The sequence below is a fragment of the Thiofilum sp. genome (assembly GCF_016711335.1).
In the GTDB taxonomy this organism is placed as follows: Bacteria; Pseudomonadota; Gammaproteobacteria; order Thiotrichales; family Thiotrichaceae; genus Thiofilum.
In genome coordinates, this window is the sequence record NZ_JADJTF010000001.1 from 1,428,194 (window position 1) to 1,452,376 (window position 24,183).

Sequence of the window (24,183 nt, forward strand, 5' to 3'; positions counted from 1 at the left end):
AAGCCTAGATTAATAACATAATTAATAATTATAAGAGTAGGGCTGGTTATGCTGTTTGCACTAAGTTGCCATCTAAAACGTTTTATTCTGATTTTATTCCTAGTAATGAGTTACTGCCAAACTATTTTCGCAAACTCAGAACTGTTAACAAAACAAGGTCAACTTAATTCCGTGCATAATAATGTTTCCGATATGCAGTGGATTTTAGGTTATCGAAATCAATCTACCCAACTATTAAATAATGTAATTTTGCTTGATGTTATGGACGGCGGGCAGAGTCTCGTGCCGAGCAGTCTCAATGTACCCGCTGAATGGTCAGTGACTTATTCTACCAACCAAGGGCAAAGCTATAGCTACGACGGTTCTATCACGGGCATCAATGCCATTAAATTTACGAATCCCTATGTACTACCTAATGGCGATGGTGAAGCGCGTTTAATGTCTTTGCCCTTAGCGGGTGGAGTTAAAATGGAAGGCGGTGGAGATGGCTTTGCTCCGGTATTAATGCCTAATGGTAGGATTATGGGCGTAAATCATCATTTAGCAGATGCTGTATTATGGTGCTATGACCTGAATACTCGTGCTACTTGCCCTAGTTATCCCAGAAAATTAGGCGCTGCGAATGGTATGTCTCCTATGGTAGTGCGTAAAGGTTTAAGGCTTTATATAGGCGATGATTCGGGCGGTAATTCTTATGGGCAAGCGGGTAAGATTTATTGTTGGGATACGGAAACGCATAGTGCTTGTGGTAGCAGCCCTGTAGTCGAGGGCGGAGGCTATGTGGGGCCCGTTGAGATTAATAATAAGCTCTATGTGTGGACACGTAATGGCACTATCGATTGTTATGACCCCAATGCGGGTTTAAAGCGTTGCGCTAATTTTAGCCCTGTCCCTATAGGGCTTAATGCACTGGACAGTAAGGTCTGGTGGGAAAATGGTAATGATTTATTAGTCATTAACTCTCGTTTATATGTCGCCAATACCGAGGGTAAGTTAGCTTGTTTTGATGCCACCACACAGGCTAAATGTGTATGGACGCAAAATCCTATCAGCACGGTTAAAAGCTATACCAGTCTATTTAAGCGTTTAGATGCAAGTGGACAAGTCACTGGGGTGTGTGCAGCAGGTTATAAGCAAAATGCATTGTGCTATGACTTAAACGGTAATCAACCTTCTAGTGTACCGGTTGCACCGGTGCATGCAGTGCAGGCAGGTATCAATGCTCAACACGAAGTCTATTACGGCTCACGGGTATTATTTCCGCAAATGTACCCCGAAAATAGTTTAGGGTGTTGGGATTGGGCGACTTCGGCTCCTTGTAAAGGAGCGCAGTTTACTAATGGTATTTTGGGGCAAAATACGGCGGGTTTGCCCTATGGTTTAGCTATTGAAGGCGTGTGTGCTTATTCATTTGGGGATGAGGGCACTTTATTGTCATGGGACATAGAAACCGGAGCGAGTCCTTGTCGCCGTGTGTCGGGTGCGATGCAGGTGAGCCTTACACCGCTGAGTTGTGCGGCTACGCCCAGCCAACCGCGTTGGGACAAGATTAAAATTCTAGATGCGAATTTGGCACAAGGAGCAGAGTTTCAGTCGCTTAAAATCAAAGTACTCAATGCCAAAACAGGTGCAATCCTTATTGGTGACACAGAAGCGGTGAATACTAATGGCGAGATGGATATTTCGTTTATTTCATCCGCTATTGATCGGCTGGAGTTAATTGCGCAAGGGGAGGCGGTGGATACGGTACCTTGGCGTGATGGTGTGCCCCCCAAAATTGCCCTACTTTATACTAGAGATCAGCCTGCTAAATTCTGTTATCGCAGTACCGCCACCTGTACGACTAGCACTAGACCGGTAAGCAATCAGCTTCTGTCTAACTATGGTGGCAGTGTCACGGCACAAATGGATGCTTGCAATCTTGCGCCGGTGGTGAATGTATTTGATAACTTGGAGTATTTAAATTCTCAATCAGGCGTGGTTGTGGATGTGTACTCCACCGATGATAAGGATGCCGAGAGTAATGGCTTAAAATATAGCTTATCGGGTGTCGATGCTCATTTATTTAATATTGATGTTAATACGGGCGTCATTACTTTTAAATCACCGCCTGATTATGCTAAGCCCCTCGATGCGGATAAAAATAATTTGTATCAAGTGACTGTAACCGTCACCGACCGCCAAGGAGCGATGACCACCAAACAGGTCACGATTGCGGTCGAGAGCGATATAGATGGTGATGGTATTAAAGATGAACTCGATGATGATATGGATGGTGATGGTATTCCTAATGATAAGGAAGGGGATGGTGATTTAGACGGAGACGGTATCCCCAGTAAGCGTGATCCTCATGAGCTTCCTACGGCTTTTATGAAAATCAAAGTGCTATTCCAAGGCGCTTACGACGCCAATACCGGATTAATGCGTGATGACTTAAGACGTTTAGGGTTAATTCCCCTAAAACAACCCTATGGCGCGATCCTAAATAGTATGTATGAAGGTACGGAAAGCCTTGATCCTAGTCTATTGCAACGTACTGACGCTAACGCTCCTGTGGATTGGGTCTTATTGGAACTCAGAAAGGCGGATGCCCAAGCCACGCTCGTGACGCATCGGGCGGCTATCGTATTGCGTAATGGCGATATTATTGATCCTATGACAGCGAATACGACCTTAAAAATCGCTCCGATTCCAGCAGGCTATTATTATGTAGTAGTAAGACACCGTAATCATGCGGCGATTGTGACTAAGCCTGCTATTTGGTTATCCACTGCTATGAGTTCTCTAGATTTCACAGAACCTAGTTTAAACTTAAGTGGGGAAGAGCTAGCTCAAGTGATTCAAAATAACCGTAGTATGATGTCTGCGGGCGATGGTAATCAGGACGGTAGAATTATTGTCAGTGGTCCCAATAATGATATGAATGTAATTTTAGAACAGGTGTTGCGTGACCCCGGTAATAAAATTGTTAATCTTAATTATAAAATCACTAGCTATAATATTGCCGATTATGATTTAAATGGCTATACCTTGTTTTCAGGTCCTAATAATGACACCAATACCTTAATGAGTGCGATTGTGAGTCATCAGGGTAATCCGGCTAAGAATATGAATTATATTATTACTTCTGGACTACGTTTATTATTAGATGAACGTCCTTTGTCACCTTATCCGGCGCAAAAGCAATAGACCTAAGAGTAAAAATACTAATAACGGGGCTACCGCTGCATAAAGCGGTGGTAGCCCATAGACTAAACTACTATTACCCGCAATGCGATTCAGTAAATAAAACCCAAGACCAATTAAAATGCCTATAAAAACACGTTGCCCAGCACCGACACTACGTTGTGAACCAAAGACTAGGGGGGCGGCTAACAGGATCATGACTAAGGTCGCTAGTGGGCTAGTAAAGTGAGTCCAATAGGCTAATTCGTAAGGGGCACTATTTAAATTATTAGCTTCTTGATGGGCAATGAAATCAGCTAATTCTGCGGCTGCCAATTGTTGGGGGCGCATAGCTGCAATGGTTAAAGTATCGGGACTAATAAAATCAGTTACTTTACGCTCAGGTGTGGTCAGATACTCGACTGAGTTGGGTTTAAATAGTTGAGTACGTATAGCGTTGAAGTGCCAAATACCTTGTTGATAGTTGGCTTTAGCAATAGTCTCAATATAACTCAATTGCCCTTGCTTAAGATCAATCGCATAAATAGTGATACCCTCTAAAACCGTATTAGACCAGACCTGCTTAATGCTCACCCTATAAGCACCGTGCTTAATCCAGACTCCTTTAGCATTCACCGCGATATTTTGCTGTAATTGATTGGCTTTAAAGGTTTGTGCAGTGAGATTAGCTCTAGGTGTAATCCATTCACCCAATACAATCGTAATAGCGACCAATATTAAACCTAATTTTAAAGTCATACCTACTATTTGACCGATTGATAATCCAGCCGCACGCATAGCAGTCAGTTCGTGAGTAGTACTAAGACTACCTAAGCCTAAGAGTGTGCCGATTAACGTGGCAGTGGGGAAAAACTCGTATAGCGTTTTAGGGATACCATAGGCAACGTACACTAAGGCTTGTAAGGTTCCATAACCGGTATTGGGATTAATATCGCCTAGCTCCCCTAAAAAAGCGAAAAAGGCAGCTAGTAAGGTTAATAGCACCCAAGTGCCTAAAATACTGAGCGCAACCACTTTCCAGATATAGCGTTCTAGTAGAGTCATTAGCGTGGACTCCCATAAAAACGTTTCAAGAGCCACAGCCCTAATACCAATACTGATCCATGTACCCACCACATACCGATTGCAGCGGGTAGCGCATCACGCTCTAACAAACCGCGAATACTCACCAACACATTGGCGTAGACCAGATAAATTAAAATCATCCACATGACTTTGCCATAGCGTCCCTGACGTGGTTTGGTATAACTCATAGGGAAGGCTAAAAACGCCATTAAAGGCGCTGACAAAATGATGGATAAGCGCCATTGCAGCTCCGCCTGAGCCGCAGGGCCACCGATAGCGAGTAATTCAAGCGTGGGAGTCGCTTGGATAGTATTGGCTGAGGCAAAGCTGCGTAAAGGAATACGAATCCCATGTTCACTGAACCGTACTACTGATAAACCTCTATGCGGATCATTTTCATAGCGATAGCCATCGCGTATTTCCAAAAAACGTTCTTTATTGACCGTATCCACAAATAAAATCGCTGAGCGTGCCCAAATAATAGTCTCCTTATCCTGATCTTGTAAGCGCACAAAAAAGCGCTCCATCACTGTATTATTTTGGGTCAAAGATTCTGCTAATAAGGTGTAATTACGTTCATTACTACCCGAAGTGACAAACTCACCGGCTGGAATTCCGGCGGCTTCAGGGCGTTGCTGGATTTCACGACGTAAGTCTTCGTTTTTAGTTTCGATCATGGGGGAGGCGACTAACACCAAGGCGGCTAATAATAACGTTAGCGGAATGACTAAACTATAAATAGCTCGATAGAAGTGGCGGGGAGCCATACCCGCCGCTCGCATCGCCATCAGCTCTGAGTCACCCGTCAAACGTCCAAACGCCAACATCATACCGATAATTAAGGCCACTGGCATAAGGCGAATCACGTTTTTCAGTGAGCCATACCAGAGTAAGTTACTCAATAAATCTAAAGGTAACTCGCCCGCAGTAGCAGCAGAGAGCAATTGCACAAACGTATTGCCCACAATAATTAGGGTCAGAATGAGTAAAGTAGCGGCAAAGTTTTGCGCAATTTCTTGGACTAAATAGCGATTAATAATCATATAAAGCGCGATAGTAATAGGTGCAAGCGATTGTAACAGGTGTTGCGAAATGAAGTCTTGTTACGGTAGTAGCTAAAATTAGCCTTTATATCGTGATCATTTGGTTTTATGGTCTTAATCGATTTACAGTGAAATCATAGGTATACCTTAGGACGAATCCCCTGAAACCCTTATGAGTAATACAGCTCTAGGATGATGTTTGTATTATCAGGTACAACATTTATGAACCCACAAATTGGTAAATTTTCTAAATTGAACCAGCGCTCGTTGGCTTATCTAGTGCTCTCAACCACCGCCTTGTTCGCAACCACCACTCAGGCGGCTAATATTGATTATGAGCGGGCAGTGCAAGCCAATAGTGAATCCGCTTGGGATTACGCTCCCGCTCAAGAGCCGACTGAGTATGCTGATGAAGTAGCTGAGGTAGCAAGAGCGCCCGCCGCTCCTGCGGTCGTGCGCATTAATCCAGCTTATAATCAGCGTCTTATGGAGACTATTCGGCGTGGTGATTTAGCTCAAGTGAAATGGCTATTGGCTAATGGGGCTGATCCAGAATATCGCAACGACCCCTCCGGCATGACACCTATGCACTTAGCGGCCAAGTCGGGTTGGGTGCAATTAGCTCAGTTATTACACGACGCAGGGGGGAATTTTATGCAAGCTAGCCCTAATGGGACGACCTATTTGCATATTGCAGCCGCTTCTAATCGCTTGCCCATGGTGAAGTACCTACTCAGTATCGGTCTGGATGCTAATGCTCGTACTCACAAAGGCTGGACACCTTTACATCATGCGGCACGCTTTGGTAGCTACGAGGTTGCGGAGTATCTGCTTAATCAAGGTGCAAACCCTAATGTCTATAATTCAGACGGTTTCACGGCGGTGGGATTAGCGGAAAACTTAAACCATTACGAAGCGGCTAATTTATTACAAAGTGTAACCCAAGTAGCTATCCGTACCCAACCTAGAGCGGTGCAGACACGGGTAGCACGCAGCAGTAATAAGGAACGGCGTACCTTACTAAGTCGCTTAGGTTTTTAAGCTCCAGCAGGTAGAAATAATTCAATGGTATTATTTAAAAACTGCCAGCCTAATTCAGTAGGTTCAATCCAGTCGGGTGTTGTCTGGATTAAGCCTTGTTGCTCACCCTGAGCGATAATAGATTGAATTAGGTCTGCATTCACCCCCGTGCGCTCACTAAAAAGGCTGCGCCTAAAACCCTGTTTTAAGCGTAGAGCATTGAGCATAAACTCAAAACCTAAATGCTCCGGTGCTAAGGTATTAACTTGAGTGCGTGCGGAAGCGGTTTGGGTACTTTGCATATAGACATCGGGTTGGCGAGCTTTTTGATAGCGGGTAATGCTTAGGTTGCCCTGCTCAGTGTAGTGAGAAATCTTGCCATGCGCTCCTGCTCCAATGCCTATATAGTCACCAAATTCCCAATAATTACGATTATGTCGGCATTCTCGTCCTGCTTGTGCATGAGCTGAGACTTCATATTGTTTAAATCCCGCTGCTGCTAGCAATGCTTGTCCCGCTTGTTGTATATCAGCGCTTAAGTCGTCATCAGGTAGCGGTGGTGGGTATTTAGCAAACAGTGTATTAGGCTCAAGTGTGAGTTGATACCACGACAGATGTGTCGGTTGTAAAGCGATTGCTTGGGTCAAATCAGCTAAAGCTTGTTCTAGGGTTTGTTCAGGGAGAGCAAACATTAGGTCTAAATTAAAATTATCAAAGCCTGCTAGGCGAGCAATGTCTGCTGCTCTAAGTGCCTCTTCTTGATTATGAATACGCCCCAAGACATGTAACTGTTTAGGATTAAAGCTTTGAATTCCAATCGATAGGCGGTTGATGCCTAATTCACGATAGGTTTTAAACTTAGCTTGCTCGAAGGTTCCCGGATTGGCCTCTAGGGTAATTTCCAAAGAAGTGCGCAGAGGCAATAAAGCACGAATCCCAGACAGCAGTCTATCAAGTGCTTCGGGTGAGAATAGGCTAGGGGTTCCCCCACCTATAAAAATACTTTCTAAGCGCCGCCCCCAAATGCTGGGTAATTCCTGCGCTAAATCATGAAGTAAAGCATCAATATACCGTTGTTCTGGTAACTGCTGCGGTGCTGCATGCGAATTAAAGTCGCAATAAGGGCACTTACGTACACACCAAGGAATATGAATATAAAGCGCTAAAGGAATAGCCTGCATAAAGAAGTACTCAGTACCTAAAAGACGCACAGGCTAGCACGCTACACTAAGGAACGAAAATAAGCAGGTTGCTTAGGGCAAGTAATCATAAACCCACTAAGCAGGCACTTAGTGGGTTTAAGCTCATTAGTTAGTAAGTAGACTAATCGCTTATTATATCATACTCATTAAGCTATTGATTAGGTCGGGATTAGTAGTACGTAACTGACCTAATAAAGTACCAGCCGTAGCTTCATCCACACCCATCATACTAGCAATCATAGAAACTAATTGCGCATCGCTACCAGAGCTGGAGCTGCTGCTAGTAGTGGTGGTAGAGGTAGCAGGCGCGGGAGCTGTCACAGGTGCTGGAGCCGGAACGGGCGCTGGAGCTGGAGCGGGTACTGCTACTGGAGCTGGAGCGGCTACCATAGCTGGTGTGCTGCTAGCAGTAGCAGCACCTTTAGTTCCACCCGTTAAGCTACTTAACAAGGTATTTAGATCTGCAACACTAATGCCTTGGCTCAGTAACGTATTAACAATAGTATTAATAGAAGCACCTGAGTTCAGCATATTCATGATCTGAGTCGCCAGTGCGTTCATATTAGCACCGCTAGTAGAGCCTGAGCTGGAACCAGAGCCAGTAGAGCTAGAACCACCTGTCGAACCTGTACCTGAGCTGCCGCTAATACCTAAGCTAGCAAAAATAGCATCGACATCTGTTGCACTGAGACCACCACTAATTAAAGTATTACGAATATCAGCAATACTCATGCCCATGCCAATGAGGCTATTAATCATGCTGGTGATTTGTGCCTGAACACCACTGCCGCTACCAGTAGAGCTAGAGCCGCCTGTAGAAGTAGAACCACCTGTTGAAGTAGAGCCGCCAGTAGAGCTAGAACCACCTGTTGAGCCTGTACCAGAGTTGCCGCTAATACCTAAGCTGGCAAAAATAGCATCGACATCCGCTGCACGCAGACCACCACTAATTAAAGTATTACGAATATCAGTAACACTCATGCCCATGCCAATGAGGCTATTAATCATGCTGGTGATTTGTGCTGGAATACCGCTAGTACCTGATGATCCGCTAGGTGCTGGGGTAGGCGCAGGGCTTGGAGACACAGAAGGTGCTGGACTAGGTGATGGATTAGTACCGGTTGTGCCCATAGAGGAGCGCAACATATTAATAATAGTAGTGACATCACTAGCACTAAGACCGGCATTTCTCAAGGTTTGGGCAATGCTATCTAAGCTCGCACCCGATTGAACCAATTGAGTTAATAAGGTTTGTAATTGGGCTGGAATACCATTAGTTAGGATTGAACCACTGGTACTGCCAGAAGTGCCACCGCTAGCAGTGCCGGAGCTTGAGCCGCCAGTGCCTAAAAAGCCGCTGATGCTGCTCATAATAGCACTGATTTGATTATTACTTAGTCCTAGGCGGGATAGAGCACTTGCAATCGTTTTAGCATCGGCACCGGATTGTATCAGTTGAATGATATAGTTTTGTAAACTGGCGCCGCCGGGCATAGTAGTACCGCCGGGCATAGTAGTACCGCCGGGCATAGTAGTACCGCCGGGCATAGTAGTACCGCCGGGCATAGTAGTACCGCCGGGTCTAGTAGTACCGCCGGGTCTAGTAGTACCACCGGGCATAGTAGTGCCACCGGGCATAGTAGTGCCACCGGGCATGGTAGTGCCACCGGGCATAGTAGTACCGCCGGGGCGCCCTGAGCCACTACCAGAGACTCCGGGATAACCACTGGGATAGCCACTAGGATAACCACCCCAATAACCACCACGTCCACCAGTGGGGTAACCTCCGCCTTGAACCAGAATAACATCTGATTGTCTAGGACGGCTTTGCCCAATATTACCAACAAGCTGTGATACTAAACCTGATAATTGGTTACTTTGTTGTGCTAAAGATTGATAGGTAGAGGTTAAGTAGGCATTTTGCTGATTGAGTTGTTGTAATGCAGCGTTAGCAGCCGCTGAGCTGGCTGAAGATCCACTAGAGGAGCTAGAGGAAGTATTCCGATTTCCAAGTAGTCCGGTTAAGAGTCCAAGAGTCATAGCAATCACCTTAAGTTTTTTAACTAAGTTTTATCTATGGCAATACTAGGTGGGTATAAGAGCAACAAGGGGTTGTTTATAGTGAGCGGGTTATTTTTGAATGAATCATGCTCATGAATGATACTTGCCTATCCTTGCCAGGTATTCCATATACGGGAGTATGAGCACGGATTGAATTAGCAACAATGAAGCCAGAGATAATATTGGGTAGATTGCCGATGAAGTGTAGCGTATGCCAGAGGTTTTAAGCATTGGAGCTAGCAGGGGCTGGTTTATTTCACAGCTTTAGTAAGGGCTAAGGCAAAAAATAATGATTTTTTAAAGGTATTGTTTGTGCTAGCTACGCTATTGAATTAACTAGGCTTAATGGTTTTAAGCTTTAGAAGCTCTATATTAAATCCAATAGGGATATAAAAGCATTTAAAATATAACTAGAGTGTTTTTAGGGTTTTAGTTGGTTTATAAAATCAGAGTAGATTTTAATAAGATAAAGAAAACTCAATTTGAATAGCGATCAAGTAGACTAATTGGTAAGGAGATTTATAGGCTATGCTATAGACCGAAATCTATAGCATAGTGGATGGTAATATGGCTAGGCAGTTTTAACGCCATTCCAACTATTAACAGGGAGCATTGACCAATTTCCCCAGCCAATTGGGCTGCCCCAACTAGAACCACCCCAGCCGGAGCCTCCCCAACCGAGTGGGCTACTCCAACCAGAACCACCCCAGCCATTACCCACTAGGTATACATTACTACCTGTATTGGCATTAGAGTAGTTATTGAAGGAACTCAGTAATTGATTGACTAAACCTGCTAGTTGGCTGTTTTGTTGATAGAGTGCATTAGTACTTTGGCTCAAAGCTGCGGTGTATTGGTTAGCCTGATTTAAAGCGGCTGCGATAGCTGCATTATTAGCCGCAGAGGTGCTGCTGCTATTGTTAGAACTACTGCTAGTTGATCCGCCTAATAGTGCGCTACATATACCACACATAACATTGACTCCTTTCATTAGTTAAAGATGTATGGTTAGTATGGAAGCGAGTTATTTTGGCGAGCTACAATATTAACGACAGCCTTTTAAATAAGACTGATAAGCTGTACGGTTTATTACAGGTTATTTATATATAGTGATTTTTTATAATAATTAATGTTGGCTTTTTATTTTGGTTTGATTTATATCAAATTCTTTTTGAGAAACTCGTGCTATAAATTATAAGGCACGAGTTTTGGCTAGTATTTTAATTACTAGCGTTAATGCCCAGCATGAGTGCTGCCACCCATAGTGCTGCCGCCCATAGTGCTGCCACCCATAGTGCTGCCACCCAGAGTGTAGCCGCCCATAGGATTGCCGCCCATAGTGTAACCACTATTGATAGTAGTAGTGGCATTAGGCCAGCTCCAACCCCAGTTATTAGCAGGAGCGACTGACCAGCCACCCCAACCTGTTGGATTGCCCCAGCCACCCCAACCGCCAGTGCCACCCCAGCCGCCAGTACCACCCCAGCCACCAGTACCACCCCAACCGCCAGTGCCACCCCAGCCACCAGTGCCACCCCAGCCGCCATTACCGACTAGGTAAACATTGCTGCCTGTGTTGGCATTGGAATAGTTATTGAAAGCACTGAGTACTTGATTAACTAAAGCAGCTAGTTGGCTATTTTGTTGATACAGTGCATTAGCGCTTTGACTCAAGGCTGCAGTATATTGATTAGCTTGGCTTAATGCGGCAGCGATAGCCGCGTCATTAGCAGAAGACGAGGTGTTGCTGGTATTAGAACTCCTGCTGCCACCTAGGCCCCCTAGTAATAGACTTAATGTCATGATGAAGACTCCTTTCTGTGACTTGATTCTGTTTCAGTATTCATTGCGAATAATCAAACGACTAGAGACAGGGCGATAATCTCTCTTGGATCACCGACAAAGCGTCCTACACATAACGTTTATGAACACAAGGTGGGGTTTTAAAAGCAGTTCGTTCTATTTAGTAGAATATTTCAATATAAACATTCTTCTTTTTATTGGGTATGGGTTGGCTTATAGTTAGCGGCGCAAGCAACCGAGCAGCTCCGATGTAAAAAGTAAGGTTTGAAGTTGTTTTGTACAGTAATCTAATTAATTTATTTAGATATTATTGAGTTAGCGCAAATTTATTATGAGTCATCATGGTTAAATAATGAGGCTCTATATTACTTAAACTAATTTTTTGTTCATTTCATCAAGGATCTATAGCTATGTTTCCTAATAAAGAAGGTCAACGTGTTCCTAATGTGACATTCCACACTCGCCAAAATTCTGAGTGGGTAGATGTGACCACTGATCAATTATTTAAAGGTAAAACCGTTGTAGTCTTCTCTTTACCCGGCGCATTTACACCGACTTGTTCCTCTACTCACGTACCACGTTACAACCAATTAGCCGATGCTCTGAAAGCCAATGGGGTCGATGAAATTGTTTGTATGTCAGTGAATGACACCTTCGTAATGAATGAGTGGAAGGATGCTCAAGAAGCCGACAAAATCACGTTCATTCCCGATGGTAATGGAGAGTTTACTGACGGTATGGGCTTATTAGTAGACAAAGATAACCTTGGTTTTGGTAAGCGTTCATGGCGCTATTCTATGTTGGTGAAAGATGGCGTTGTAGTGAAAATGTTCATCGAACCCGAAAAAGAAGGTGACCCCTTTGAAGTATCTGATGCCGATACTATGCTGAATTACATTGCACCTAATGCGAAAAAGCCTTTGGATGTTACTGTATTCACGCGCCCCGGCTGTCCTTTCTGTGCTAAAGCTAAGGGTATGCTGAAAGACAAAGGTATTGCGTTTGATGAGTTAGTATTAAACCGTGATTATCGCAATGTGACTCTGCGTGCGGTTGCAGGGGCTGATATGGTTCCGCAAGTATTCATCAATGGTCAGTTGATTGGTGGTTCGGATAAATTAGAAGCTTGGTTAGCGAATAACGCTTAATCATAGTTATAAAAAAGTACTCGTAGTTTTTGCGAGTACTTTTAAAAAAATTCAGGAGTAAAGCATGAGTAAGCATTTCGATTTAATTGCCATTGGTGCAGGTAGTGGTGGTTTATCTGTAGTAGAAAAAGCAGCGTTACATGGCGCTAAATGTGCAGTGATCGAATCAGGTGATGTCGGTGGTACTTGCGTGAATCGCGGGTGTGTACCGAAAAAAGTCATGTGGTTTGGAGCGAATCTTGCTCATGCCTTACACCATGCTAAAGATTATGGTTTTGACGTAAAAGTCGACGGCTTTAATTGGACTAAGCTAGTCACAAAACGTGAAAACCTGATTGGCGGTATTACCGATTGGTACGAAAATAGTTTCCTAGCTGATAATGGTATCGAATTAATTACTGGAGCAGCACAGTTTGTCGATGCTCGTACCTTAGTAGTGAATGGCGCAACCTATACCGCAGATCATATTGTGATTGCCACAGGTAGCCGTCCCATTTTCCCTAAAGATATTGAGGGGGCTGAGTTAGGTATAACCTCCGATGGCTTTTTTGAATTAGAAGAACAACCTAAAAAAGTGGCTGTCGTGGGCGGTGGCTATATTGCACTCGAATTGGCAGGGGTATTAAATGCCCTAGGTTCAGAAACCCATATGTTGCATCAAGGTTTTCCAGTATTAATTGGGTTTGATACCTTAATGCAAACGACTTTGCGTAAGCAAATGGAGGTGGACGGTATTATTTTCAATGATACTGACAAAATCGCTAGTCTTGAAAAAGTAGGCGCTACGATTACCATTCATTATCAGGATGGTTCTCAATTAGCAGGTTTAGATCAAGTCTTGTGGGCAATTGGACGTGTACCTAATACTGATACTTTAGGCTTAGAAAAAGCAGGCGTTAAAACAGCACCCAATGGTTTAATTGATGTCACGGAGTATCACGAAACGAATGTCACAGGTATTTATGCGATTGGCGACATTATTAATATGCGCGGCGTGCAATTGACCCCTGTGGCTATTGCGGCGGGACGGCGTTTAGGTGAGCGTTTATTTGGTGGCATGAAAGAGCGTAAAGTTGATTACAGTTTAATTCCTACTGTGATGTTTACTCATCCACCGATTGGTACGATTGGTTTATCGGAAGCCGCCGCGCGAGAAAAATATGGCGATGCGGTAAAGGTTTATACCACTGAATTTACGCCGATGTATTACTCCTTCACGACTCAAAAAGTAAAAACGGCTATGAAGCTGGTGGTCGTGGGTGAGAATGAAAAAATTGTTGGTTGTCATGCTATTGGTTTAGGCGTGGATGAAATGATGCAAGGGTTTGCGGTAGCGATTCGTATGGGTGCTACTAAGAAAGACTTTGATGATACGATTGCGATTCATCCGGTGAGTGCGGAAGAGTTAGTAACGATGAAATAAGTGCTTATCTTTTCAATAAATTGCTTAGCAAAAAGCCCCTGTTTGGGGCTTTTTGTTTGGTAGCTTAGAGGTGGTAAATAGCTAAATATAGCTAGGCTATAATTTTGTTGAAATTCTCATTTATTAATCAAAAACCCTTGGCAGGCGCTTGTTAGTAGATTAAATTATTCAAAGGATTGTTAATTTTCTACTAAAGATAAGGGGTTATAAAATGCGTTTAAGTTTTAGGGTGTTAGCTGTTTTATGCAGTATTTTATATAGTCATTTTGCTTACGCTAAGCCAGCTCCACTACCTCCTCCATTGAAAAATTTAGAAATTACAGGGCAAATTACTCAAGCGGGTAAACCTATGAGTGGTGCTATAGTAAAAGCGCATTTTTATAATTGTGATACTAAAGCTCAGGTCAGTACCCTTACGAATCAGTCAGGGTATTATAAATTAATCATTCCTACCTATCCTCGTATAGTGCGTACTTGGCGTCCTTTTACAAAAGAAGAGTTAGGTGGGATTAATCCAGCGCGACTTTCTAGGAGAGTTACGTTTGATGTACGTCCCATTCCTGTGTTTGTGAGCTTATATAATAGTTCTAATGTTTTAGAAGTATGTGCCCAAGCACTAAATGGCGGTATGGCTACTCCTCGCCAATCTCGTTTTAGTCTGCAATTAAAAGGCTTACCTCAAAACCCACCTAAGCCTGCTAATAATGATAATTCGACTACTAAACAGCAACAGTGCCAAGCCCAGGGCGGTAAATGGGAGATGATTAGTCGTGGGGTCATGGGGTGTAAAATTAGTTATAAAGATGGTGGTAAATCCTGTACGGATGCTAAGCAATGTATTAGTGGTACGTGTTTAGCGAAAGAGCGTGATCCCAAGGCAACTACAGGTGCTTGTGCTGCGGATAGCGCTAGTATAATCAATAGTTGTATGGGAGAAATTAAAAACGGTCGTTGGGCAGATCGTCCTTGTCCTTAAACGGGCGCAATATCTGAAGCGACCGTGCTCATAAGGTGGCTTGTAAAATACCTGATTAATTTACTATACTTTGTTTGGATTAAAATCTAGGCACTATAGTGTGCTTTTCGTACATCCCTCTAGCCAAAATACCACCACGCAGGAGGCAACCCAACACCCAATCCCTAGCCTGCCAAACTAAAGCGCTGGGTTTCATTCCTAGCGTTAAATCTTATGTTTCTAACTACATTTTTTAATAGGGTTACATCGTTATTATGAGTTCTAAACCACTAATAAATGTCATTTCAATTGGGCATGTTGATCATGGTAAAACCACTCTTACCGCTGCCATAACTAACTACTGTGCTAAAAAAGGTCTGGCACAAGCAAAAAGCTATGATGAAATTAATGAAGCTCCAGAAGAAAGAGAGCGTAGTATTACAATAAATATCGCTCATGTTTCTTATGCAACAGAGCAACGGCTTTATGATCATGTTGATTGTCCGGGGCATGCCGATTACGTTAAAAATATGATTATAGGTACGACCCCAATGCATGAAGCTATTTTAGTGGTTTCAGCTCCTGATGGACCTATGCCTCAAACGCGTGAGCAAATTCTGCTTGCTCGGCAAGTGGGTATTCCCTATATCGTAGTTTATTTGAATAAGTGTGATATTACAGATGGGGATGAAGAATCAATAATGCTGTTTGAAGAAGAAATCAGAGAGCTATTGAATAAATATGGTTATCCCGGAGATACAACACCGATTATTCGTGGTTCCGCTTTAAAAGCATTAAATGATGAAGATGACGCAGATGAGTATGGTGTTAAATCTATTCAGAAGCTGCTTGACACTTTGGATGCTTATATTCCTGAGCCAACGGTTAATACTAATACTTCATTTTTGATGCCAGTAGAGGGTGTTATGTCAATTACGGGGCGAGGAACGGTGGTGACAGGAAAAATCGAGACTGGAAAAGTTAGAGTTGGGGATGAAGTGGATATAGTGGGTTTGAGAGAAACTAGAAAAGCCGTTGTAACCGGAACGCAAATGTTCCATAAGGATGTTCCTGAAGCTTTAGCTGGTTTCAATGCGGGTATTCTACTCAGGGGCGTTTCACAAGATGATATTGAAAGGGGTATGGTGCTTGCGAAAGTTGGAAGCAGTAAACCTTATAAAAAATTCAAAGCGGTTATTTATATTGCTAAAAGAGAAGAGGGCGGTAGAGCTACCCCTTTTACCGCTGGTTATAAACCGCAGTTTTTCTTTAGAACCACTGATGTCACGGGTACTTTAGTAAAATTGTATTATGCATCAGATGCAAGTCGTACTATTGAAATGGCAATGCCGGGTGATTCTATTAATGTGGAGGTAGAGTTGCTTGCACCTGTTGCTATGACAGTTGGATTAAAATTTGCCATAAGAGAAGGCGGAAAAACTATTGGCTCTGGAGCGATTACAGAGATTTTAGAATAAAACAAACTGTTCTAAATGAATTAACTCAAGTCACTAGGTTATCGATTATTTCACAAGTCTGTATTATAAAAATGTGCTCAGGTAGCTAATAGTAAAGGTTGCCTGTGTGCTTCCTAATTGTTTTTGGGTGAGTAAAATATTGTATTGAGAGAGTTTTATTTCTTGTTACAATGGCTATTAGTTTATGTAAGTTGTTGTTGCTCAGTGAGTAGAGTTTTATAATTTGCCTAATTGACTTCCCGCTGCACCCGTCACGGGAGACCTTGGCTACAGAAACATTGGTGATTAAGTAATCAGGTTTAAGTTTTTGCATATTCATAGTATATAAAGTATTGATTTTCAATAGTGGTTATATACGAAAACTTAGACATACGTACTTAGATACTTTATAAGCATATTCGTAACTATTCTGTGGCTAACTCTATCATCTGCAAAAAAGAAGGTTGTTTTGCTTTCAATGGTTAAGTTTTTTGCTAATATTATACATATATTTATGTGGAGAGCAATTAAGTGAATGATGATAACTTACCATTAAAAAATGATTTTTCACACCAGTTACCGAAGATTTCTGTCATTGGTGTTGGTAATGCCGCTGGAAATGCTGTTGACCACATGATAGATAATGGTTTAAATGTTAGTTTTTTAGTGGCAAACACAGATACTCAAGCATTATCCATGAGCAAAGCTCAGATTAAAATACAACTTGATGATAGTTTAATCAAAGGGTTGGATCTAAACGATGAGGCATCTTTAAAGTATAAGGATACAATCATTTTCCATTTATCTAATAGCGATATAGTTTTTATTATAGCAGGATTAGGTGGTTGTACTGGAACTTGGGTAGCACCAATAATAGCGCAATATACTCAAGAAAACAGAAAAAAAATAGTAAGCGGAAATAGTATTGAGGATGATCACAATAATTTGATTATCGGTGTTGTGACAGAACCATTCGATTTTGAGGAAAAAAATAAATTCATAATTGCCAAAAAAGGATTAGACGAAATGCGGAAGCATGTCGATGCATTGATCGTCATTCCAAATAAAAAACTATTTAAAACACAAAATAGAGCAACAACTTTTAGAGAAATGTTTTTAAAGTCTGATGAGGTAATTAAAAACTGTATTGAATCTATTTCTAGTTTGATTGTTGAGGATGGCCTGATAACTGTTGATTTTTCTGATGTGAAGTCTGTATTGAGCAATTGTGGTCAGATTGTAATAGGCACAGGATATGGTTCAGGTGAGGATAGGGCTATTTCCTCTGTGCTAGATGCTATGTCTAATCCAATACTGGATCAACTATCTTTTAAAAAAGCAAAAAACTTTCTAGTTAATGTTACAGGTGGTGATGATTTAACGTTGTTCGAAATAGATTCAATTTTGAATAGAATAAAAGATGAGGTAAATGAAGATGCTAATATCGTTTTTGGCGCAGTATACGATGAGGAAAAAACAGGGGCTATATTTGTTTCTGTTATTGCCACTGGAATTGTAGATTGATTATTTAATAAGATCGACGACGCACCAACCAGAAGCCATACCACAGTTCGTTTATTGATAATGCTCCAATAAGTGTGTCGACAACGAACGCGGTGATAGCCCCGATTTCGCCAAAGTGACGCCCCACCGCGCCCATCAGATTGACGTTATAACTTGCCATCTAATACCAAGTCCACCATAATTAAGTTTCTTACCATGAATCTTACTTGAGGTTTTGGCTATGATGGCAGCTACCGTTAGATTATCTAGCAAAGGACAAATTGTTATACCTAAAGAGGTGCGTGACTCTTTGCATTGGGAGACTGGTGTCGAGTTGATACTGGTGACAACAGAATATGGCGTCATGCTCCAAACCAAAACCTCTCAACAACCAAAACTTTCAGCCAAGTCTTTGAGAGGATTTTTACAACATACAGGCGAGCCTGTACCCACTGAAGCCCTCTGCAAACCTGTTGAGTACACCAATGATCGCTTTTGATACCAACTTATTAGTAAGAATTGCGGTTAATGACGACCAGCGCCAAGCTGATATTGCAGAGCAACTAATTAATAATAATCCAGTTTTTATTTCTAGAACGGTCTTATTGGAAACAGAATGGGTACTTCGTTCAGTCTATAAAGTGTCTCGTAGCAATATAGCAGCATTTTTTGAGCGCACCTTAATTACTGAGAACATCTTCATAGAAAGTTCAACGGAAGTAGGGCAAGCAATTGAGTGGTTTAAGTTAGGGGCTGATTTTGCTGATGCTCTGCACTTGTGTATCTGTGGAGAGAGTTTACTCCATACCTTTGACGGTGAGTTTTGCAAAGCTGCCAGCAAAGCGGGAATTACACCAGCGTTCAAGGTATTAAAATAGCGTTTTTAATACAAACCATGCCCTTGCATTGCGACCCACCGCTATTCCAGTTTGTCACAGGCTTAATCTAGTGGCAGTGACCGCCCATCTGTTATAATCCCTAACCTTTATCCTAGGTGCGGTGGGGTATGCTAATCACAATAACCACCCCATCATATAACTAACACCATCCCGTCCAACGGAGAAATTCATGTCTCATACCGATTCGACCTCCGGTGCATTGACAGCATTGTCGATTAAGGCGCTGCATCAGGGGATTACTTCGGGACAGTTTTCTGTCATGGAAGTGACCCAAGCCTACCTAGAGCGTATTGAGCGCTTAGAGCCAGCCCTCAATGCCTATATCACTGTCACTAAAGACAGCGCCCTACACAGTGCGCAAACTATTGATAATCGCATTCGTGCAGGTGAGCTGACTAATCCCCTAGCAGGCATTCCCTACGCTTTAAAAGATTTATATTGCACCGCAGGCGTACTCACTACCGCAGGCTCGAAAATCCTGCATAATTTTATTTCTCCCTATGATGCTCACGTCACTACCAAGCTCAAACAAGCGGGTGGTGTATTGCTGGGCAAAAATAATATGGATGAGTTTGCTATGGGTTCGTCTAATGAATCCTCGGCTTATGGTTGTGTACTCAATCCTTGGAATGCTGAACACGTTCCGGGGGGATCATCAGGCGGTGGAGCAGCAGCCGTGGCAGCTCGTTTAACCCCAATGGCATTAGGGAGTGACACGGGTGGCTCCATTCGTCAACCTGCCTCCTTCTGCGGTATCACGGGCATTAAACCCACCTACGGACGTATTTCACGCTATGGCATGATTGCCTATGCCTCCAGTCTTGACCAATGCGGTCCTATGGCAGTGAGTGCTGAAGATTGTGCATTAACCCTCAATGTCATCGCTGGATTCGATGAGCGCGATTCTACCTGTAGTACCGAGCCTGTGCCCGACTACACCGCCACCTTAAATAACCCTATTGCAGGTTTACGTATCGGTGTGCCTAAGCAATTCTTTGCTGAAGGTTTAAATAATGAAGTGGGTACTATTATTCAAGCGGCGATTAAAGCCTTTGAAGCGCAAGGTGCTACAGTAAAAGAAGTCGATTTACCTAATAGCCATTTAGCCGTTCCGGTGTATTACATTATTGCTCCGGCTGAGGCGTCCTCGAATTTATCGCGCTTTGATGGAGTGCGTTATGGTTATCGCTGTGATAATCCCAACGATTTAACGGACCTATATAAGCGTACTCGTGCCGAAGGATTCGGTGAGGAAGTCAAACGCCGGATTATGATTGGCACTTATGCCTTATCCGCAGGCTATTACGATGCGTATTACCTCAAGGCGCAACAAGTACGCCGCCTGATTAAAGATGATTTCGTCCAAGCCTTTAAGGATGTGGATGTGATTATGGGGCCTTGTGCACCCACCGCAGCCTTTAAAATTGGCGAGAAAATTAATGATCCGGTCGCTATGTATTTAGAGGATTTATATACCATTCCGGTCAGTCTCGCGGGCTTGCCGGGGATGAGTATTCCCGTTGGTTTCACTCAAACGGGTCTACCCGTAGGCATGCAAATCGTGGGTAATTATTTTAATGAGGCGCGACTCCTCAATATTGCGCATCAATATCAACAATTAACGGATTGGCATACTCGTATGCCCGCCCAGTTTGCATAAGGAGGGGTAGTGATGGAATGGGAAACCGTTATTGGCTTAGAGATTCATGCTCAATTAGCCACTCAAAGTAAAATCTTTTCCGGTTCATCTACCGCCTATGGTGCTGAACCGAATACACAAGCAAATCTAGTCGATTTAGCTATGCCCGGCGTGCTTCCAGTGCTGAATAAGAAAGCGGTCGAATTTGGCATAAAATTAGGCTTAGCACTGGATGCTGAGATTGGTAAGCGCTCGGTGTTTGCGCGTAAAAATTACTTCTATCCCGATTTACCTAAAGGCTATCAAATCAGCCAATATGAACTACCAATTGTAGGCAAAGGGCATTTAGATATTGAGCTAGAGGATGGCACGGTTAAACGTATAGGCATTACCCGTGCGCATTTAGAAGAAGATGCGGGTAAATCAGTGCATGAAGGCTTTGTCAATCAATCGGGTATTGACCTCAATCGCGCTAGCACGCCACTGCTTGAAATCGTATCCGAACCAGATATTCGCAGTGCTAAAGAAGCAGTCGCCTATGTCAAAAAAATGCATTCATTAGTGCGTTATTTACGTATTTGTGATGGCAATATGCAAGAAGGCTCATTCCGTTGCGATGTGAACGTTTCGGTGCATAAACCTAATACACCCTTTGGTACGCGGGTTGAGATTAAAAACCTTAACTCATTCCGCTTTATTGAGCGTGCTATTTATCACGAAGTGGCGCGGCATATTGATCTGATTGAAGCGGGTAAGGGGCATTTAATTGTGCAGGAGACGCGCCTATTCGACCCTGATAAGGACGAAACGCGCTCCATGCGTTCTAAAGAGGATGCCAACGACTACCGCTATTTCCCTGATCCTGATTTATTACCCGTGATCGTGACTGAGGCGGATATTGAAGCGGCACGGGCTAATTTGCCTGAATTACCCGATGCTAAAAAAGCACGCTTTATGAGCGAATATGGCTTGAGTGCTTATGATGCTGGGTTATTAGTGCAAAGCCGCGAAGAGGGCGAGTATTTTGAAGCAGTCGCTAAGAGCACAGGTGATGCTAAGCTTGCTGCCAATTGGATGAATGTGGAGTTAGCTGCTCGGCTTAATCGCGCTGGGTTAGGGTTTGAGCAGTTACCGATTAAAGCCGATGATTTAATGGGTTTGTTAAAGCGCATTCAGGACAATACGATTTCCAATAAGATGGCTAAAGACGTATTAGATGCCATGTGGGAAGGTGAGGGTACGGCTGACAGCATTATCGCAGCTAAAGGCTTAGTCCAAATTACCGATACGGGGGCGCTGGAAGCGATTATTGATGAGATTATCGCGGCCAATCCTAAGCAAGTCGCGGAGTATCGTAGTGGTAAGGAAAAAATGTTTGGTTTCTTCGTAGGGCAAGCTATGAAAGCCTCCAAAGGCAAAGCCAATCCAGCCACTCTCAATGACCTCTTAAAACAAAAGTTAGCGGGGTAAGGTATGTCTATTTCGATTGATGAAGTGAAAAAGGTTGCTAATTTGGCGCGTTTGGCGGTATCCGACGACAAAGCCTGTGAATATGCCAGTAGTTTATCCAATATTTTAGTCTTAGCCGATCAGCTAGAGGCGATTGATACCACAGGGATTATACCAATGGCGAACCCACACGATGCCACGCAGCGCTTACGTGAAGATGTAGTGACTGAAACGAATCATCGTGATGAGTATCAGAAAATCGCTCCTGAGGTAGAGGAGGGTTTATACCTAGTGCCTCAGGTTATTGATTAAATCAGTGTATTTGAGTGAGATATGAAAAAGCCCTTTAGAGTTAAGGCTCTAAGGGGCTTAGAATAAATGCAGCCTACTGCTACTGAAATAGCTTAGGCTTTTCTGAGCATATCGTATAAAGCATCTTTGAGATGCAGACGCTTTAATTTCATTGCTTCAACCACCTCATCCGCATGTACTTCAATACCTTGCTCTACGCGATGCAATTGGTGTACAGCTTCATCATACTCACCAAATAATTTGGCAAAATGAGCATTTTCAGTTTTCAGTTGAGAGATTTTATCTTTGAATTCTGGCAACTCATCCGCTAAGTTGTGTGATTCACCAAACATGGGCATTACTCCTAAGCTTAAAAGGTGCTTGATATTAAAAAGAGCTTCGGTTGATTGCAATTGAATTTAACAAAAGCCCTTAAAATAATAGGGCAGATGAGCTGCCCTATTCGGTCAGGATTGACCACCCCTTTAGCCACACAGTTAACTTAGCCTAGCGTGCGCTATGGCTGAGTAGTTGTGTTTCGATAATGTCACCTTCTTCATTGTGACGCATTTTGACCGGTGCATAATTGAGTGTAGGCGCTAACCAAAAGGTGGTTTGGCGCTCATTACCGCTGCGTGCCACTTGCACTTTAACCGTATTAAATTGTCCAGCAGGTACGGTCAGTTGTTCGTTGCCTAGCTTTTGAATTTGGTAGCTTTTGAGTTCACCTTTTTCGGTGACGCGATAGTTCAGGGGACGATTAGTGGCTAAATCATCCATTAATTTTAATTCCATACTCAACGGGTCTAAGGTTCCAGCAGGGACATTCAGCGCATAGGACTCACCGTTTTTTTGCCCCGTCACTTGGGTGGAGTTATTAAATTGAAATTGATCACGGCGTTCTTTACGTTTATTTTTGTGATCATATAGATAACTTTTAGGGAGTAATTGAGCGCCTTTAAGCGTACCTTGTGCTTGTTCGGTTAGGCGGTCGCCGCTAATCATAGCTGCTAAACCATTCGCTTGGGTTTGGCGAGTATAGTTATAATGGGATCCAGCGATCTGGATTTGAGTGTTCATTGTGCCTAGAGTAAGCCCGGACTTAACAACCTGATAGGTGGCTTGATACGATTTGAGTTCCGCTAAAGCAGTAGTACTGTAGGTACTTAAGCCTAGTAATATTAGCCCACAGAAATAATGGGGTCTTAACATAGTAGCGTATCCTTAATTTTTAGCCTTATGATAGTACTATTGGACTATTATCGAGAGTCATAGTTCAATAAGTCGATGTAGAGCGCAACAGATATATAACCTCTAGACGCTATGTTATATGAGCCAAACCTATCAGGCGCAAACTATGAGAGTGAGGTGGTAGTTCTATTGGATAAGTGTGCTAGTTGAAGGGTGAGACTGATAAAAGCAGTGTAAATGTCACAATTGGGTGGGGTATTCACATACGCTTTAACTAAGTTGATAAATCATTAGCACAAAAGGTGAGATGACCTGTGTAGTCAAGAGCCAGTGTAGACTCAAGGTACTAACACTAACCTATAACTCGAAATGGAGAATGAGCAGTGAGCGAGAATGAGCATATTGTAAATCTTTCTGATGCTTCCTTTGAGCAGGATGTATTAAAGTCCAATATTCCGGTTTTAGTAGATTATTGGGCAGAATGGTGCGGCCCCTGTAAGGCTATCGCACCGATTTTAGAGGAAATAGCGCTGGACTATTTAGGTCGTATGAAGGTTGCTAAGCTAGATATAGATAACAATCCTAATACACCTGGGCGCTATGGAGTGCGAGGTATTCCTACTTTGATGCTGTTTAAGGATGGTCAGGTGGAAGCGACTAAAATGGGTGCTTTATCCAAAACGCAATTAGTAGCGTTTTTAAACCAAAATCTATAACCATGCTTAAGGTGCAGGAAATTTTAGTCTATTCCTGCACCTGAAAGAAATTGACTAGACATCGATTAGTAATCATGTTAGCGTTAGACAAATAGCCTTTCCTTGGGTTATTTTCCTCAGTTTTGTCCCAAA

General features: G+C 42.9%; 21 protein-coding genes. 13 read left to right on the top strand and 8 right to left on the bottom strand.

Translation table 11 applies throughout. The features are described 5' to 3' along the window. The first annotated feature begins 48 nt into the window (after positions 1–48). On the top strand, positions 49–3,189 hold the full coding sequence (locus tag IPL34_RS06720) for a cadherin domain-containing protein (protein WP_296839570.1): 3,141 nt from the start codon (positions 49–51) through the stop codon (positions 3,187–3,189). Here the strand turns inward: IPL34_RS06720 and lptG are convergent. Together lptG and lptF are read right to left on the bottom strand one after the other, a co-directional pair. Beyond that, the gene (gene lptG / locus IPL34_RS06725) at positions 3,163–4,230 is read right to left on the bottom strand and encodes an LPS export ABC transporter permease LptG (RefSeq protein WP_296839573.1); all 1,068 of its coding nucleotides are present in this window, start codon (positions 4,228–4,230) and stop codon (positions 3,163–3,165) included. The two genes, IPL34_RS06720 and lptG, sit on opposite strands and share 27 nt — an antisense overlap. After that, positions 4,230–5,294 (bottom strand): LPS export ABC transporter permease LptF, encoded by a 1,065-nt coding sequence (gene lptF / locus IPL34_RS06730; protein ID WP_296839576.1) that lies wholly within the window; start codon positions 5,292–5,294, stop codon positions 4,230–4,232. The genes lptG and lptF overlap by 1 nt, the downstream gene beginning before the upstream one ends. A 222-nt stretch (positions 5,295–5,516) precedes the next feature. Here lptF and IPL34_RS06735 point away from each other — a divergent pair, with 222 nt between their 5' ends. Beyond that, positions 5,517–6,335, top strand: a complete 819-nt coding sequence (locus tag IPL34_RS06735; RefSeq protein ID WP_296839579.1) for an ankyrin repeat domain-containing protein — start codon at positions 5,517–5,519, stop codon at positions 6,333–6,335. On the opposite strand, the gene hemW is transcribed toward IPL34_RS06735, so the two are convergent. The 4 genes from hemW to IPL34_RS06755 form a co-directional block, all read right to left on the bottom strand. Next, positions 6,332–7,495: a radical SAM family heme chaperone HemW gene (gene hemW, locus IPL34_RS06740; protein ID WP_296839581.1), complete on the bottom strand. Its 1,164-nt coding sequence runs from the start codon at positions 7,493–7,495 to the stop codon at positions 6,332–6,334. The genes IPL34_RS06735 and hemW overlap by 4 nt on opposite strands. Before the next feature lie 153 nt (positions 7,496–7,648). Further along, positions 7,649–9,556 carry a hypothetical protein gene (locus IPL34_RS06745; protein WP_296839584.1) on the bottom strand — a complete coding sequence of 636 codons (1,908 nt, stop codon included), beginning with the start codon at positions 9,554–9,556 and terminating at the stop codon, positions 7,649–7,651. A gap of 592 nt (positions 9,557–10,148) precedes the next feature. Continuing rightward, positions 10,149–10,550: a hypothetical protein gene (locus IPL34_RS06750; protein ID WP_296839588.1), complete on the bottom strand. Its 402-nt coding sequence runs from the start codon at positions 10,548–10,550 to the stop codon at positions 10,149–10,151. Between the two features lie 260 nt (positions 10,551–10,810). Continuing rightward, complete coding sequence (locus tag IPL34_RS06755; protein ID WP_296839591.1) at positions 10,811–11,380, bottom strand: hypothetical protein; 570 nt, start codon at positions 11,378–11,380, stop codon at positions 10,811–10,813. A gap of 410 nt (positions 11,381–11,790) precedes the next feature. On the opposite strand from IPL34_RS06755, the gene IPL34_RS06760 reads away from it, so the two are divergent. From IPL34_RS06760 to gatC, 10 genes are all read left to right on the top strand, one after another. Next, positions 11,791–12,528, top strand: a complete 738-nt coding sequence (locus IPL34_RS06760; RefSeq protein WP_296839594.1) for a glutathione peroxidase — start codon at positions 11,791–11,793, stop codon at positions 12,526–12,528. Positions 12,529–12,592: 64 nt separating this feature from the next. Then, a complete protein-coding gene (gene gorA / locus IPL34_RS06765; protein WP_296839597.1) occupies positions 12,593–13,951 on the top strand; it encodes a glutathione-disulfide reductase in 1,359 nt (452 codons plus the stop codon). A gap of 211 nt (positions 13,952–14,162) precedes the next feature. Further along, complete coding sequence (locus IPL34_RS06770) at positions 14,163–14,927, top strand: carboxypeptidase-like regulatory domain-containing protein (protein WP_296839599.1); 765 nt, start codon at positions 14,163–14,165, stop codon at positions 14,925–14,927. Between the two features lie 254 nt (positions 14,928–15,181). Next, a complete protein-coding gene (gene tuf, locus IPL34_RS06775) occupies positions 15,182–16,384 on the top strand; it encodes an elongation factor Tu (protein ID WP_296839601.1) in 1,203 nt (400 codons plus the stop codon). A gap of 510 nt (positions 16,385–16,894) precedes the next feature. Next, complete coding sequence (locus tag IPL34_RS06780) at positions 16,895–17,887, top strand: cell division protein FtsZ (protein WP_296839603.1); 993 nt, start codon at positions 16,895–16,897, stop codon at positions 17,885–17,887. A 220-nt stretch (positions 17,888–18,107) separates the two neighbouring features. Continuing rightward, positions 18,108–18,365, top strand: coding sequence for an AbrB/MazE/SpoVT family DNA-binding domain-containing protein (locus IPL34_RS06785; RefSeq protein WP_296839605.1), 258 nt, complete (start codon positions 18,108–18,110; stop codon positions 18,363–18,365). Further along, positions 18,352–18,744, top strand: a complete 393-nt coding sequence (locus IPL34_RS06790) for a type II toxin-antitoxin system VapC family toxin (protein ID WP_296839607.1) — start codon at positions 18,352–18,354, stop codon at positions 18,742–18,744. Before IPL34_RS06785 ends, IPL34_RS06790 begins: the two co-directional genes overlap by 14 nt. 190 nt (positions 18,745–18,934) lie before the next feature. Continuing rightward, the gene (gene gatA / locus IPL34_RS06795; RefSeq protein ID WP_296839609.1) at positions 18,935–20,425 is read left to right on the top strand and encodes an Asp-tRNA(Asn)/Glu-tRNA(Gln) amidotransferase subunit GatA; all 1,491 of its coding nucleotides are present in this window, start codon (positions 18,935–18,937) and stop codon (positions 20,423–20,425) included. Between the two features lie 12 nt (positions 20,426–20,437). Continuing rightward, entirely contained in the window at positions 20,438–21,874 is a 1,437-nt protein-coding gene (gene gatB, locus IPL34_RS06800) for an Asp-tRNA(Asn)/Glu-tRNA(Gln) amidotransferase subunit GatB (protein ID WP_296839611.1), read from the top strand. Between the two features lie 3 nt (positions 21,875–21,877). Continuing rightward, the gene (gene gatC / locus IPL34_RS06805) at positions 21,878–22,165 is read left to right on the top strand and encodes an Asp-tRNA(Asn)/Glu-tRNA(Gln) amidotransferase subunit GatC (RefSeq protein WP_296839613.1); all 288 of its coding nucleotides are present in this window, start codon (positions 21,878–21,880) and stop codon (positions 22,163–22,165) included. A 92-nt stretch (positions 22,166–22,257) separates the two neighbouring features. On the opposite strand, the gene IPL34_RS06810 is transcribed toward gatC, so the two are convergent. Both IPL34_RS06810 and IPL34_RS06815 read right to left on the bottom strand, forming a co-directional pair. Further along, positions 22,258–22,497, bottom strand: a complete 240-nt coding sequence (locus IPL34_RS06810; protein WP_296839616.1) for a YdcH family protein — start codon at positions 22,495–22,497, stop codon at positions 22,258–22,260. Positions 22,498–22,651: 154 nt separating this feature from the next. Beyond that, on the bottom strand, positions 22,652–23,356 hold the full coding sequence (locus IPL34_RS06815) for a DUF3108 domain-containing protein (RefSeq protein ID WP_296839619.1): 705 nt from the start codon (positions 23,354–23,356) through the stop codon (positions 22,652–22,654). 362 nt (positions 23,357–23,718) lie between these two features. On the opposite strand from IPL34_RS06815, the gene trxA reads away from it, so the two are divergent. After that, entirely contained in the window at positions 23,719–24,051 is a 333-nt protein-coding gene (gene trxA / locus IPL34_RS06820; protein WP_296839622.1) for a thioredoxin TrxA, read from the top strand. Positions 24,052–24,183: the final 132 nt, after the last annotated feature.